Source organism: Allobosea sp. 05T439 (assembly GCF_056396005.1).
On sequence record NZ_JBFTKP010000013.1, the window covers coordinates 72923 to 86812 of the forward strand.

Genomic DNA, 13890 nt, shown 5'->3' on the forward strand with positions numbered 1-13890 from the left:
TGTTTGCCCGGCTTCGTGCGCCAGGTTCATTCCGCAGCGAGTTCCGCGAGCCTTGCCAGGCTGCGTGCATCGGCTGCGTTGCCGTCCAGCACGGAAATGACGTGCTGGGCCGCGATTTCTGCCATGGCCTTGGCCGAACCCTGTGTCACGCCGGCGATATGCGGGGTCACGATCAGGTTGGGCAAAGTCCAGAGCGGGTTGTCCTTGGCTGGCGGCTCGAGCGCGAAACTGTCGAGGCCGGCGCCGGCGATCCTGCCCTCGCGCAGCGCCTCAAAGAGAGCCGGCTCACTGATCAGGCCACCGCGCGCCGTGTTGACGACGAAGGATGTCGGCTTCATCAGGCCGAAGCGCTCCGCATTGAGGAGATTTCGCGTCGCGTTGGTCAGCGGGCAATGCAAGCTGACGATATCGGCTTCCGCGAGCAGGCTTTCCAGATCACGATTGCCCCCGTTTCCAAACTGCGCGATCTCGCGTTGGGCATGGGGGTCGTGCATGATCACGGGCATGCCAAGCCCRGTGGCGATCCGCGCGACCTCCTGGCCGATCGCGCCGAAGCCGACAAGGCCCATCACGGTGCTGGCGATGTCCCGCCCCAGGAAACTGGGCTTCGGCCACTCGCCACCCTTCACGGCCCGATCGAGGCGAGGAATGTCCTTCAACAACGCCAGCGACAGCGCGATCGTGTGTTCGGCAACGGCGCGCGAGTTCGAGCCCATGGCGCGAATGACAGGGATATTCCGCGATGCCGCCGCGTGAAGATCGATGTTGTCGACGCCGACACCGTGCTTCGCGATGACCCTGAGCCTGGGCGAGGCGGCGATGATCGTGTCATCGACGCGGCCCTGCCGGACGATCAGCGCATCGACCTGCAGCTCGGCAACCCGCTGGGCCACGAGATCCGGCGCGGCATAGGCGGGCGAGAAGAAGACATCGACGTCATGGGCGTTGAGAAGCTGGATGGCGCCTTCGGCCAACCGGTCATGCGTGACAAGCACGCGTCTGCCACGCGTGGCGACACGGGTATCGATCATCGGTGCGTTTCCTCGTGGCGCTTTCTGTCCCCGGGTGATGCCAGGTGCCGCGCCTTCCCCAACACTATTGACCGATGGGCAGCCACTCGTATGCTGAAATAATGACATATATCGATGATCTTTCCGCATGAAACATCCGATCGACGGGGTCGAGGCGTTCATCCAGGTCGCCGAGCTCGGCAGCTTCAACAAGGCGGCCGAAAAGCTGCATGTCACCCAGACCGGGCTGACGCGCCGCATCCAAAGGCTCGAGAGTCATGTCGGCCTCAAGCTGCTGGACCGCACGACCCGCACGGTGGCGCTGACGAGCATCGGCCGGGAGTTCCTGCCGGAGGCCAAGCGCATGGTCGACGAGGTCGGCCGATCCTTCGACCGGCTGAAGACGATCTCGCGCTTTTCTACAGGCGACATCGCGATCGCCTCGGTACCGTCGCTGATGTATGGGCGCCTGCCGCGCATTCTGCGGACCTATGCCGTGCAGCATCCGCATAATCGCGTCGAGATCCTCGACCGGACCAGCATCCTGGTCATCGAAGCAGTGCGCCGACGCCAGGCGGAGTTTGGCCTGCATGTGCAGCCGCCGAACCAGCCGGACCTCCATAACGAGGTCCTGGTTCGCGATCCCTTCGTCGCCTATTGCCGCACCGACCACCCGCTCGCCGGAAAAGCGGCCATAGCCTGGGCAGAACTTGCGGATTTCGACCTGATCACGCTCGGCGGCAGCAGCGGCAACAGGCTGCTCATGGAAGCCCAGCTCGCCCGCTCAGGCATCGAGGTCAGGACCAAGTTCGTCGTCGAGTACTTCTCGAGCGCGATCGGGCTGGCGTCCGAAGGTCTGGGCGTGGCGATCCTGGTCGCCTCGATCGTCGAGAACCTGCGCCCGGACCTCGCCCAGATCCCGCTGGTGGACCCCGTCATCGACCGGCCAGTCTCCGTGATCCGGCGGCACGGGGAAACGCTGACCCCGGCGGCACAGGCGCTCTATAGCCTGATCGCGCGCGACCTGGGCCCTCTCGGCGGCGCGTGAGGGGAACGCCATTCGTGCGGCACTCATTCCGATCGGTCTCATCCGGGTGCCGAAGGGAGCCTCCGCTGCGAGGGGTCTAGCCCGTTGGACGTGGCCGCATCTCACAGTGACTGACTCAAGTGGAGGCGCATTCCGCGACGACCGGAGTGACACCCGAGGTTATGCGTTCATGAACGCTGGGGGAACTCGCCCCACTGCTGGCCGCTGGTCCGCTGCGAACCGATCAGCGAGCAGTCAGGTCTTCTTAATTGCGGCCAAGCCTGCAAGGGTGTAATCTCGCCGAGCGCTGATACTGCTGCGCAGTTGCCATTCCGCGTGCCTGTTGCCGATTGGAATGACGCTTGAGCGATACTTGTGCCGTAAGTTCTCATCAGAGAAAAGAGCACCCTCATTCTGTAATAACATCCCTGCCGAGCTGCTCGTCCGGGATCAGGCGCAGTGCCTTTTCTCGGTAGTGACGATCGTTTATCGGTCTCAATTCCGTATCCATACTTCGCTTGAGGCCAAATTTCCGACAGTAAATTGAAATAATTCAATCTTATACGACGATATAACCTGCAGAAATTTCTCGTATTGGCGTGTTCATGCGTCTACTTCAGCGGAGTAACCCGCCATGAGCATCAATCTCGTATCAATCATCATGCAGTTCCTGTCGCCTGATCTGATGTCCAAGCTGGCTGCATCATTGGGCGTGGACCAGTCTTCGGTTGGCAAGGCGACCAACGCCGCTGTCCCCGGCTTGCTGGCGACGCTTACGGGTGTCGCATCCACGCCGGAGGGATCACGCAAATTGTTCGACACGGTTTCGCAGCAGAATCCGGGAATGCTTGACAGTCTCGCCAGCATGATCGGCGGCTCTGACCAGAAGACAGTCGCCGACAGCGGTACGAATATGCTCTCCTCGCTCCTCGGAGGTTCGGCGATGTCCGGACTTGCTGGCGCGATCTCGAAATTCGCGGKCCTCGGCGGCGGGGCAAGCTCCTCGTTGCTTGGCCTTTTGACGCCGGCCGTGATGGGAGCACTGGGGCAACAGAAGTCGGCGGCGGGATTGGATGCGTCAGGCCTCGCCCAGATGTTGACGTCACAGAAGGCGAACATCTCGGCTGCCTTGCCCGCGGGCTTTGCTGACATGCTTGGCAAAGCTGGCCTTCTCGGCGCTGTCGGCAGTGGCGCKAGCACTGTCGCGGACACTGCAAGGTCGACAGCGTCCACGACCGGCGCCATGGCCGATCGTGCGGCGGCACAGGCGAGAACCGGCGGAATGCCGGGGTGGCTGACATGGGCCTTGCCGATCCTTGCGGTGCTTGCGGTAGGCTGGTGGTTCTTCGGGCGTCATGCGCCCGTCGTCGTTGAACAGCCCAGGCCTGTGGCAACTCAGCCGGTGCTGCCGGCTCAAACCGCTATTGGACAGGCAGGCGCCGTGGCAACGCAAGCGCTGCAGTCCCTGCAGAACGTGACTGCCGGCGGCGTAAACGTCGGGACCGAGATTCAAACGGCGATTGATGGGCTCGCAAGCGCGCTCAAGGGCGTTACGGACGCGGCCTCAGCAAAGGCGGCGCTGCCACGGTTGCAGGGCGCGGCAGCCCAGTTCGACAAGGTCAACGGCGTGGCCAGTCAGCTGCCTGCCAGCAGCCGCTCCGCGCTGACGGCCTTGATCGGCGCCGTCAGGCCGTCGCTGGAGGACCTGTTCACCAAGGTGCTGGCGATCCCCGGCGTGGCCGAGATCGCCAAGCCGACGATCGATGGTGTGCGGGCGAATCTCGACGCGCTGGCGCGGGCCTAGCGCGAGGCAGGCCGTTCGTGATGTTTCGATAGCGCGCCGAGCGCAGGAGGCCGTGATGGCGATCAAGGCGAACTTTGGAGCAGATGAATGGAAATTGATCCTGGGCAGCCCGCTATTGGCCGGCATGGCGGTCACGCTTGCCGAGCCTAACGGGCTGTGGGGCGTGTTCAAGGAGAGCCTGGCCAGCGGGCGTGCGCTTCTGAGCGCCAGGAGCGACGCGGACGCGGGCGAGCTTGCGAAAGCCATTGTTGCCGACATGGAGAGCTCGGAAGGGCGCGGCGAGGCACGCGAGTCGCTTCGCGCCGAACTGGCAGGAAAGACCCCGGCAGATGCGAAGCAGAGCATTCTGGCAATGCTGACGCGCGTAGCGCAAATCGTCGACGCCAAGGCCCCGACCGAAGCTCCTGCATTCAAGACATGGCTCTCGCATGTGGCAGAGACGGTGGCGGAGGCCTCGAGCGAAGGCGGCTTCATCGGGTTTGGGGGAACCCAGGTCAGCGCGGCGGAGAAGGCCACCCTGACCGATGTGGCAAAGGCGCTGAGCGCCGCTTGAGTGAGACGCATCACACAAGCGCATGCGTGAATGAGATAGGAGATTGACTGAGTTGCCAGGGAGCGCTGCACGGCGGCGCAGCCCATGAGCCCTTTCGAAGGGCGGGAGAGTTGGCCTGGGTGCAATCCGGCCCGCGGCGCAATGAGTCGAAACCGTCGTCGCAGGCTTGGGGTGCACCGTGCCCAGGCGATCAGTTCGCGAGGATGGGCCTATGAAACTTGCGCGAAGCTGTAGGCTGCTCATCATTGGCATGACCAGCTTTCTTGTGGCCCAGCCCGCCCAATCCGCCGGTCTCCTGGATGACCTGGCGCGCGCACTGTTCGGGCAACCCCGGCCGCCCCCGCAAGTCTATTTCGTTCCACCCGCGCCGCTGAGCGTGACCGTCCACCCCAAGCGGCGGCAGCAGCCGCGCAAACTCGTGGCGTCCAAGCCGACCGCGCCGGTGGTCAAACTCGATCCGGCCGTTGATCCATACTGGTATCTGGATGACCCGACCTTGCGGCGCGGCGATATCGTCGTGACCCATGCGGACGTGCTGGTCTTCGAGGGCCGCGCCAGCCAGAGCCATCGCGCCAGCGATTTCACGGCCCTCAACCGATCCCGGCTCGTGTCGAAAGCGACGCAGCAGCGGGTTGGCGCGGCTACCGGCGCCCACACGTCCGTGCCGCCAGCGGGCGTTCAAACGATGGCGGCTCGCGACCCGGCAAACTGATCCGCAGTCACTCGTGGCGTTGTTCGCAGTCGGTCCCGGCGCGCTGAATATCCTACTGCGCAGTTCGTGCCCCGCGCAGACCACTGAGGCCCCGTATCCGAGCCGCCGCGTGCGGTGACTGGCTGGCGGGCAGTCACAAAGCTGCGACGGTGCGGAAGGCGTCGTCCTGGCTCCGCCGCCGGGGGCGCTGCCCTGGCATCGAAAACAATGTAGAATGCGACCGTGTCCACCCCGGCATGACACTCTTAACTGTCATCATGCCGCGCATGGGTGAGAGCCCGTCACTCCGACCTCATTGGTTCCCGGGAGCGTGCGTAAAACTGCGCGTTACACTTCCTCTGGAGTAAACCCAAATCATGCACTAATAATCAACCAGACCTTGGTATGAACCGATCGTTGAAGTCGTCGCGACGCAGACGATCTGAGTGCAGGAAGCTTGGCAGTGCTCCGGACATGCATCGTACTCGCGGCCATGATGGTCGCAATCCCAGTCAGTGCTCGCGAAACCGTTACATATAAGGGAGATGGGACGCCAGGCGCCATCGTCATCAAGACAAAGGAACGGCGGCTTTACCTGGTGCAGGGAGACGGAACCGCCATTCGCTACAAGGTAGCGGTCGGGAAGTCATCCAAGCAATGGCTCGGAGCGGTCGAGGTCGAGGGTAAGCATGTTGCGCCTGCCTGGTCGCCTCCCGATGAGATCAAGCGGGACAACCCAAGTCTGCCGGACGTCATCCCGGGAGGCTCCCCACGAAATCCGATGGGAGCGCGCGCGCTCACATTGTCCGGCGGAGGTCAGTACGCGATTCACGGCACTAACAGGCCGGATTCCATAGGCACCTTCGCGTCCTATGGCTGCTTTCGCATGTTCAATGACGACATCGTCGATCTGTTCGACCGCGTCGCCGTCGGTACGCCGGTTATCGTCCTGCGCTGACAGGCACGCGCGCAGCGCTTTTCGGCGTTGCCACCCGCTGCTCGTCGCGCATATGCGAATGAACAGCGGGATGACCTCGCGGCTTACTGCTGAAGGGATGCCGGCATTGCGTCGTCTCTGGCGCGCCCGGCGTTGACCGCGCGCAGGCTGGCGATGTACTCAGCCGGGTAGAGCATTGTATTGTCAGGGGCCTTCAGGCCCATGTACTGCGCAACTTCGCCAACCCATCTGTTGCAGTTATAGAGCACGGCATGCCAAGCCGTCGGCTTCCGCTGCTTCTGCCTGATATAGGCCGCTACCCGTTGATACTGGGCTTCGGTCAACAGAACCCGGTACCGCGCCGAGATGTATTCATCCTCCAGGTCGCCGTCGCTGGGGCCTGTCTCCGCTGGAACGGGAAGGACGTGCCCGACAGACCAGAGCTGCGGGCCTTCGCCGGCCGGATGCAGGCCGGCAACCTGATCTGCMMGAACCTGGCCGACTTCGCCCCGTGCGTTCAGCCGGCCATAGACGAKAAAGGTATGGCCGTAGCTCAGTGCATAGCGCGACCGAAACTCGACGAAGTACTGACCGCTTCGCTGGTCAGCCTGCCGTCGGGAGTGCCGGGATGTCGTCCTGCCGACCGAGCCGGTCGCCCGTGGGTCGGGCGCGATAGCCTCATCGCTGGCCTCGGGAGGAGGCAGGTAGCGATCCTCCTGGGCACTGGCAGGAGCCAGCCAGAGAGGCAAAGAAATGGCAGCAGCACAAGCAAAGAGAATGCTGGCGCGCGCCAGATTGTTTGATTTGTTCCGCATCGCAGAGCTCCGGTTTCCGGAAGAAGAACAGCCTCGGCGATAGGCACGACAACAGCAGTAGCCGTGTCATCAAACTCCCGGAAGAGTTTCTAATCAAATGAAGAAAACGGCCGGATTGTTCCGGCCGTTTTCAGAATATCGAGCGTCAGCCCTTCGTAACGATCGKAGAAGCAACTGGAGGGGGAGCCTTCCCCTTGCCCTTGCCAATACCATAAGTGGTGCAGCCACCAACGCCCACCAACGCAACGGATACAGCCAAGATCATAAGCTTTTTCATTGATTCGCCCTCGTTGAGAACATTGCAACTATGACTGAAACAAGTTCGGCTACTAGTGCGGATGCGCAACACCAAACCCACTTCCTTGCCCCGGATCGCGGCAGTGCGGCACAACGTCGAGTATTCCAAATATCCTCAGCACTTTCAATCGGCTAAGGCCGGGTTTTGCTGGAGCGAAGACGTTCGTGGTTTCCGGGGGCTGAACCGTCCGAAGGTGCTCTAGCGTCCTCGATGCTTCGCTCATTGTTCCCGAGCAACGCCCTTAACCGCTGGAGTTCATTCTTCGTCCAGGCGAAGTCGAGTCATGCAAAGTCGAAGCTAGAGAACTCTTAGCCCGCCGCCAGAATAGACATGGATCCTTCGCCGCACAGCGTACTGGTAGCGATAATATCGCCACCAACGCGCGACGAGCGCATCGGTATGTCACCTGACCTTCATCACTCGGTTGACCGGGCCGATCGCAAAGGTGGTTCCCTTGCGGAGTACTCGGCAAAATGCCTGGGCAGATCCGGCGTTCTCCGCCGCTTCACCCTCTTGGGAGCCAGAGCGACGGAGCCCTCTGCGCGCGCAGGTCGCGAGACTGTGACCTTGCCCTCAGGCGTGGAACCTTGGCATGACGCGCCCGGTCCGCGCCATGTAGTCGCCATATTCCGCACCGAACGCATCGAGCATCAGGCGCTCTTCCTGGCCGACGCGGAAGAAGTACAACGTTCCAAAGCCGACCAGGCCGGACAGCCCGGCGATAAAGTTGGGCAGCAGGAGAGCCTGGGCAATCGCCCACAGCCAGAACGCCGAATACATGGGGTGCCGGACATAGCGGTACACGCCCTCCGTCACGAGCCGATGGCTCTCGCGGAGATCCAGAGACACGGACCAGTTGCGGCCGAGAGCCCGGTGCGTGAGGTGGAACAGGATGAGCGCCGCGATCGTGGCGAAGGCTCCGAGCCAGGCGAGAGCCGGCTGGAACGGGTAGTTCGCAAAGCGCGGGAATCCGGTCGCGACATAGATGAACGGCAAGAGTCCAAGGCCCGTGAACGAAATGCTCAGCAGGATGATTTCCCGCAACCCGCGAGCGCTCCGGGAAACCGGGGTCCGGCGGGCGCGTCGCTCATGCGGAATGCGGATGATGTACCAGCCAACGGCAAGCAGGGCGTAGATCGCCTTGGCGATGCTCAGGGTCATCGCTTGGCGACCTCGGTGCTGTGATCGCCCGTCAGGGCCGGGGAGGGGGAAACGAGAAATCGACCGTCGGCATCGAGTGCTTGCATGGCACCTTCCTTGGCATTGACCTGTTGTTCTGCAAAGAGCGGCCCGCAGACGAACATGAAATAATCATACGGCGCGCGCCGATCATTGCCCCTGACGAACTGGCAATGCATCCGGTACCAGTTCTTGCGAATGCGGGGATAGCGGGCCGGATCAATCATGCGCCTGATGCTGACGCTGCGAATGATCGGTGAGCCCGTGGCGGCCAGACCCATCAGCGGCAGAGGATCGGCCCGGTAGAAATTCATCACGTCCGAGCGCGCCTGGTAGTCGGCCCAGAACACGGCGCGGCAGGCGCTCACGCGCTCGACCGCGGCGCGGAAACGACGGGCGGCGCGATGAAGCCCGATCTTGAGGGTCGACGATCCTACGGACAGAAACGTGAGGCGAGGACGATCGTCCTGCTMCTCGAGACCGAGCTCGATGGCGTGGTCGATGAGATCGATCGCAAGCACGGCTCCAAGGCTATGTCCGACGACGAGAATCTCGTCCACCGAGCCGCTGCCCCTGGCCTCGACAATATCGGCAGCAACGCGTCGCAGGCGCCCTTCGAGGATCGGATCGCCCCGCCGGATGTACTGGCGGGCAAAGATCCAGTCGTCAAAGAGAAGCCCCAGATAAACCCAACGATCGGCGGCGAGAAACCAGAGGAGGAAGGCGCCGATTGCTGCCAGTGCTCCAATCGCGCTGGAGTCGGTGGCTCGCGCCAGGGCCACCCCGCCAGCAAGCGAAAACGCAACAATGATCGCCAGAATCAAGAATGGATAGAGGAAGAACATCGCGTAGCGCCAACTGGCGCGCAGATAGCCCCAGAGCGCTCCGGCCACGATAAAATCGACGAAGGCGAGGAGGCCCTGAGGAATGCGCCACCATATCGGGCGCCTGTTCGTGGCCTCCACCACATCGTCCCATCTGATTGCGCAATACTCGGTTTCGACCCGCCAGTTGGGGCCGGTCGTGAGCACTTGCCAGGTCGAGACGTCATCGCTGTTGGTAGGCTCCGACGAAACCACGGCGGCCGCCCACGCACGCTCAAAACGTCGCGTTTCCCTGACAAAGCGACCATGCACGACCGCGGGCTGCGCATGATCGTAGCCGCCGATGTGATACACGCGACGCCTGAAAACATTCGAATCCGCCATCGCCGGCTATCCTGCTCCCAATGCGTGGCCTGCGCTGTTTGTTAGTGGATCGCCGGCACTTGCGCCAGCGAGCAGCGATTCAACCGAGGGCGCATGTGGACTACTCAGACGACGTCACTTTGTGCTCGCGAAAGGCGATCGGCCCCTTCGTACGAGCAGAAGCTCCCATTTCTCAGGACGTAGAGGCTCTCCGCCGGGGGTATTGGCCTATGGAATGAGTGACCACGGATGAAGTGCTCGGCGAGGGCGTGCCGTCATGAGGCGGGCATGATCGGGCAGACAGTCGCGGTCCTTCTGCCTGATTCGCTCGAACAGTGTCCGCTGCGTATAGGGTGCTACCGCCCGGTCCCAGCATAGCCGAGCCCGCGCGATATCTCGTCTGCGGCCTCCATGACCTGCTCCGCCATGAGCTTGATCATCTCGGGTGTCAGCCGGGCCGATGGCCCCGATACGCCAACCGCAGCCTCGACCACGCCGTCGGCGCGCCTGATCGGGGCCGCCAATCCATAGACGGCGCCGCGCCATTCGCCGAGGTTGACGGCATAGCCTTGCGAGCGGACCGCTGACAGTTCGGGCTCGAGCCCTTCAAGGCTATTGATGGTCCTTGGCGTGAAGGCGAGAAGATTTCGCCCAATCTCTTCGATGACATGCGAGGGTTGAAACGCGAGAATCGCCTTTCCGATCGCAACCGCGTGGGCCGGAGCCTTGCCGCCAACATCGGAGCTGGCAAGAAGCGGCTCGGGGCTATCGATTTTATCGATATAGATCACATCGGCCCCAGCGAGGACCGACAGGTGTACGGTTTCGCGCGTGCGCAGGGCGAGTTCGGAGAGGTGGCGCTGCGCTTCCCGCTTCAGCTCAAGTCGGGCGAACAGGCCGACCCCCAGCCCCCACAATTTCAGTGATAGCCCACACCGCCCTGTGTCGGGCTCGCGGGCGAGATAGCCCGCATGCTCAAAGACGGCCAAAGCGCTTTGAACGTGGCTTTCGCCCAGTTCGGTCTGCTCCGCCAGATCACGAACGCTCCTCGGCTGATCGCTCTTGGCCAAGGCTTCAAGAATCATCAGGCCGTCTTGAAGTGTTCTGTCCATAGGGCGGGGCACCAGTCTCCCAGATCCGAACGGCATTCCAGACGTCAGGGCGCGTGTCGTTCACGCTCTCCTGCCGATTTCAACCAGTATTCATGTCTGCAACAGCATGAAACCTGCCCGAAACAACAGTGAAGAGCAAGGGCAGCGACGGACCGCGCGAGCCTGCCGTTGCGAGGACCGGACGGTGCTTGTACGGCCGGTGCGTCAGGATGTCGTGGCCGGCTAAGTTAAGCCCGGCGAAGAGCGGTTTCAGGTCCGGGCGCCACTCTCGAACCAGAGAGGGGGCCGGCATCGAGCGCCAGCGGGCTCGGCAGCGCCATCAGCTTTCCAGGAGCTCCAGCAGGAAATAAGTCGTCGGGCCGGTCGGGAGATCGTTCGACAGGCKAAAGGAAACCGGGCCTGCGCCACGGGTGATCGGCGGTTTCACCGTTCCGTCGAGAGAGACAGGTGAGAGCTGCCATCGCGGCGCCGTCCTGTTGATCCGCAGATCGACCTGCCCTTTGCGGATCAGGACCGGAAGCCGCCCGAAATCCTCGATGACCTTCTCCTGCCGGTCGCGGAAGGTCATGCCGGTGTTGCGGGCATCGGTGGCGAAGATCAGCAGGAAGCGGCTGCCCTTTGCGAGGGAGGCCGGCCTGTCGAGCGAGGCCAGGGCGACGAGGCCATCACCCTCCGCGGTTTCGACGCTCATCGTTCCCAGCCTGGCCGGCAGGCTCTGCGCGGAGAAGGCGAGGGCCTCCGTCGCGGGCGTCGAAACGCGCAACTGCCGGCTTGGGCGGTTCAGGACGATCTCGCCGGTGTCGCTCTGGTAGAGCCCCGCCGCGATATCGGTGGCATTTCCGTGCGGGAGCGCGCCGCTCTTCTTCAGCCTGTCGATGATCGCAGCCGTGCGATTGGCGTCGCGAGGCTGAAGAACGGCGATCTGTTCGCCGATGCGGTCGGCAGCCTGCAATCCGATCCGCCCGACCAGAGCCAGATCCGTCAGATTCTCAGGCTCGCGGGCCTGCATGTCCGGGCCGAGATCATCCTCGCCGCGAACCGCGAACGGGATCCTGATCCGGGAGGTGGAGACATCGCCGCGCCTGAACAGGAGTGCGGAGAGGGTCTCGCCGGCGCGGGCCACGGGGTCGAGTGCGATCGCGTAGGGCAGCATGGCCCGCTTGTGCGGATACGGCTCGCCATAGGCGAGGATGATCGGGCCGTGGGCGTGCCGGCAGAGCACGTCCCAGCCCTGCAGTGCGGCGTAGGCCGGAAAGACGAGCCCGCCCTCGTAGCGATAGCGATTCCAGAACAGGTGATCGTATTCGCTGACGATGAAGGGTTTTCCGAGCCAGCGCGCCGCCGCGATCATGCGCATCGCATTGGCTCCGTCGCCGACCGAGCTCTGCTGGAGCAGCTTGCTGCCGGGCGCATAGCCCCCGATCCAGTCGTGATAGGTATTCATCGTCACGGCTTCGAGGCCACGCCTGCTGAGGGCGGTCTGGATCGTCGGCCAGTTATTGTAGGTGCTGATCAGGCCCTTGTAGCCAAGCGTGCGTAGCGCCTGGCTCATCCTTGCGGCGGATTCGGTCTCGACCTCGATGAAGAAGGCCTGCAGGTCGCGCATGCGCGCGCTATCTGCGTAACGGTTGCCGGGCAGTGCGATCGAGCCATTCTCCAGTCGCTCGGTCCAGCCGAGCCCGCCCCAGGCCTTCGAAAGAGCAGCCGTCGACGCATAGCGCTTCGCCAGCCAGCGATTGAAGGGGGCCGCGAGCATCGCGTCATACGGTGGCTTGCCGGGCCGGTCCTGCACGACGCCCTCGAACTCGATGCCGTTCTCATTGACCAGGATGACCAGCGCCAGCGCATCGTCATGGATCGGCGCGATGCCGGTATGGGGATTGACCCGTGCGAGGAATTTTTCGGTGAAGGTCTTCCAATGGGCGAAGGCTGCGGCGTCGAGATGCAGCGCGAGCTTGAGGTTGCCGGCTGGATCCCAGCGGTCGTCATGGCCGCCATAGGCGCCGCGCCACGAGGTCATTCCGTCGATGATCCAGTAGATGCCATTCCGCTTCAGCGCGGCGAGCAGATAATGGATGCGGTCGAGCGTGTCGGGGTCGAAATCGAAATCCTTGCCCCGGCCAGACATCAGCGATGCGTCAAGGAAGGTTAGCCGGGCGATGTTGTAGCCGTGGCGCGCGAGCTGCTCTGCGTAGCGGTCGGCCCCGGCGCGATCAGGGAAGCCGCCCGAGGCAGGGCTCCATGCCAGAGAGGCGCAGAACAGGCGTTCCGGTTCTTCGGGCGCCTGGGCGAGGGCGAGACGGCCGTCCTGCCGCGCCACCACCCGCTGGCCCGCGCCGATCGAGCCCTTTGGCCCGATCGCCCGGCTGGGCAGGAGCGCGGAGAAGTCGAGCGGGCTGCCGGGGCGGATCTCCAGCGACACTTCGCGAACGGGCAGCCATTGGTCGGCGGCGATGGCGCAAGGCGCGGTGGCGGTAAGCGCCAGCACCGCAGCCAATGAGGAAAGCAGTCTCTTCATGCCGACCAATCCCTATCCGGCGAACCCTGGACGATCCCGCTGCGCCCTTCAGGGCCGCGACGGGCCGTGCAGGATGTAGGATTTGGTGAGGCCTGCGATCTTCTCCCGGACCAGATTCGCCCCAGGCGCATAGGAGCGGAACTCCTTCAAGGTCAGGATCTGAATCTCCTCGAAATACTCCCGGATGTGCTCCTCGGAGGGTTTGGACAGGAAGCGCCACGGCGACAGCCTGACGGCATTGCGGGCGAGCGGACGCGGCAGCCAGTGGAGGGCTGGGCAGAAGAAATGCGGTTCGATGGGGAAGACGAAGGCCGGCGTCTGGATGAAGTAGTAGTTCGAGACGCGGTTGATCTCGCGCACGAGATTGGCTCGTTTGGCCGGCGGCACGTGCTCGATCACCGAGTTGCACACCGCCACGTCGAACGACTTGTCCTCGAAGGGAAGGCGGTCTCCGTCATAGACGATGACCTTCACATCGCCGAACGAGCCGGTGAACGAGCGCGCCTGGCCGTCGTCGCGGATGTTGACCAGCGTCAGGTCCTTGGGAACGTCGGCCGGGTCGAGCTTTTCCCAGAAGTGCCTGGAGCCGCCGACGTCGCAGACCTTGAGCGAGGTGAATTCGGGGATGGTCTCCCGAAACAAGCCGCCGCGCCTCCTGCGGAAATATTCCGACGAGGAATGCACGATCCGGTCCCAGAGCGAAACGGTCTTCTCCACAGTGTCGTCGGTCATGAAGGGAGCTTTCCTGAGGTGTTCGTG

The 13890-nt window shown here is 63.3% G+C and carries 12 protein-coding genes; 5 read left to right on the forward strand and 7 right to left on the reverse strand.

Annotated features, from left to right (window positions below; all coding sequences use genetic code 11):
* Window positions 1-26: 26 nt before the first annotated feature.
* Window positions 27-1031: a hydroxyacid dehydrogenase gene (locus AC1DIO_RS16895; RefSeq protein ID WP_441490911.1), complete on the reverse strand. Its 1005-nt coding sequence runs from the start codon at window positions 1029-1031 to the stop codon at window positions 27-29.
* A gap of 127 nt (window positions 1032-1158) precedes the next feature.
* Between AC1DIO_RS16895 and AC1DIO_RS16900 the strand changes: the two genes are divergently transcribed.
* From AC1DIO_RS16900 to AC1DIO_RS16920, 5 genes are all read left to right on the forward strand, one after another.
* The gene (locus AC1DIO_RS16900; RefSeq protein WP_476853724.1) at window positions 1159-2058 is read left to right on the forward strand and encodes a LysR family transcriptional regulator; all 900 of its coding nucleotides are present in this window, start codon (window positions 1159-1161) and stop codon (window positions 2056-2058) included.
* A gap of 613 nt (window positions 2059-2671) precedes the next feature.
* Window positions 2672-3841, forward strand: coding sequence for a DUF937 domain-containing protein (locus AC1DIO_RS16905; protein WP_476853725.1), 1170 nt, complete (start codon window positions 2672-2674; stop codon window positions 3839-3841).
* A gap of 55 nt (window positions 3842-3896) precedes the next feature.
* Window positions 3897-4394, forward strand: a complete 498-nt coding sequence (locus AC1DIO_RS16910; protein WP_441490908.1) for a hypothetical protein — start codon at window positions 3897-3899, stop codon at window positions 4392-4394.
* A 211-nt stretch (window positions 4395-4605) separates the two neighbouring features.
* Entirely contained in the window at window positions 4606-5106 is a 501-nt protein-coding gene (locus tag AC1DIO_RS16915; RefSeq protein ID WP_441490907.1) for a hypothetical protein, read from the forward strand.
* A gap of 472 nt (window positions 5107-5578) precedes the next feature.
* On the forward strand, window positions 5579-6043 hold the full coding sequence (locus AC1DIO_RS16920) for a L,D-transpeptidase (RefSeq protein ID WP_441491071.1): 465 nt from the start codon (window positions 5579-5581) through the stop codon (window positions 6041-6043).
* An 83-nt stretch (window positions 6044-6126) separates the two neighbouring features.
* On the opposite strand, the gene AC1DIO_RS16925 is transcribed toward AC1DIO_RS16920, so the two are convergent.
* The 6 genes from AC1DIO_RS16925 to AC1DIO_RS16950 form a co-directional block, all read right to left on the reverse strand.
* The gene (locus AC1DIO_RS16925) at window positions 6127-6837 is read right to left on the reverse strand and encodes a hypothetical protein (protein ID WP_476853726.1); all 711 of its coding nucleotides are present in this window, start codon (window positions 6835-6837) and stop codon (window positions 6127-6129) included.
* Window positions 6838-7708: 871 nt separating this feature from the next.
* On the reverse strand, window positions 7709-8296 hold the full coding sequence (locus tag AC1DIO_RS16930; protein WP_476776366.1) for a protein-S-isoprenylcysteine O-methyltransferase: 588 nt from the start codon (window positions 8294-8296) through the stop codon (window positions 7709-7711).
* A complete protein-coding gene (locus AC1DIO_RS16935; protein ID WP_476853727.1) occupies window positions 8293-9522 on the reverse strand; it encodes a hypothetical protein in 1230 nt (409 codons plus the stop codon). Before AC1DIO_RS16935 ends, AC1DIO_RS16930 begins: the two co-directional genes overlap by 4 nt.
* Before the next feature lie 335 nt (window positions 9523-9857).
* Entirely contained in the window at window positions 9858-10586 is a 729-nt protein-coding gene (locus AC1DIO_RS16940) for an IclR family transcriptional regulator (RefSeq protein WP_476853728.1), read from the reverse strand.
* A gap of 346 nt (window positions 10587-10932) precedes the next feature.
* Window positions 10933-13131, reverse strand: coding sequence for a glycoside hydrolase (locus AC1DIO_RS16945; protein WP_476853729.1), 2199 nt, complete (start codon window positions 13129-13131; stop codon window positions 10933-10935).
* 48 nt (window positions 13132-13179) lie between these two features.
* Window positions 13180-13863, reverse strand: a complete 684-nt coding sequence (locus AC1DIO_RS16950; protein WP_476776369.1) for a class I SAM-dependent methyltransferase — start codon at window positions 13861-13863, stop codon at window positions 13180-13182.
* Window positions 13864-13890: the final 27 nt, after the last annotated feature.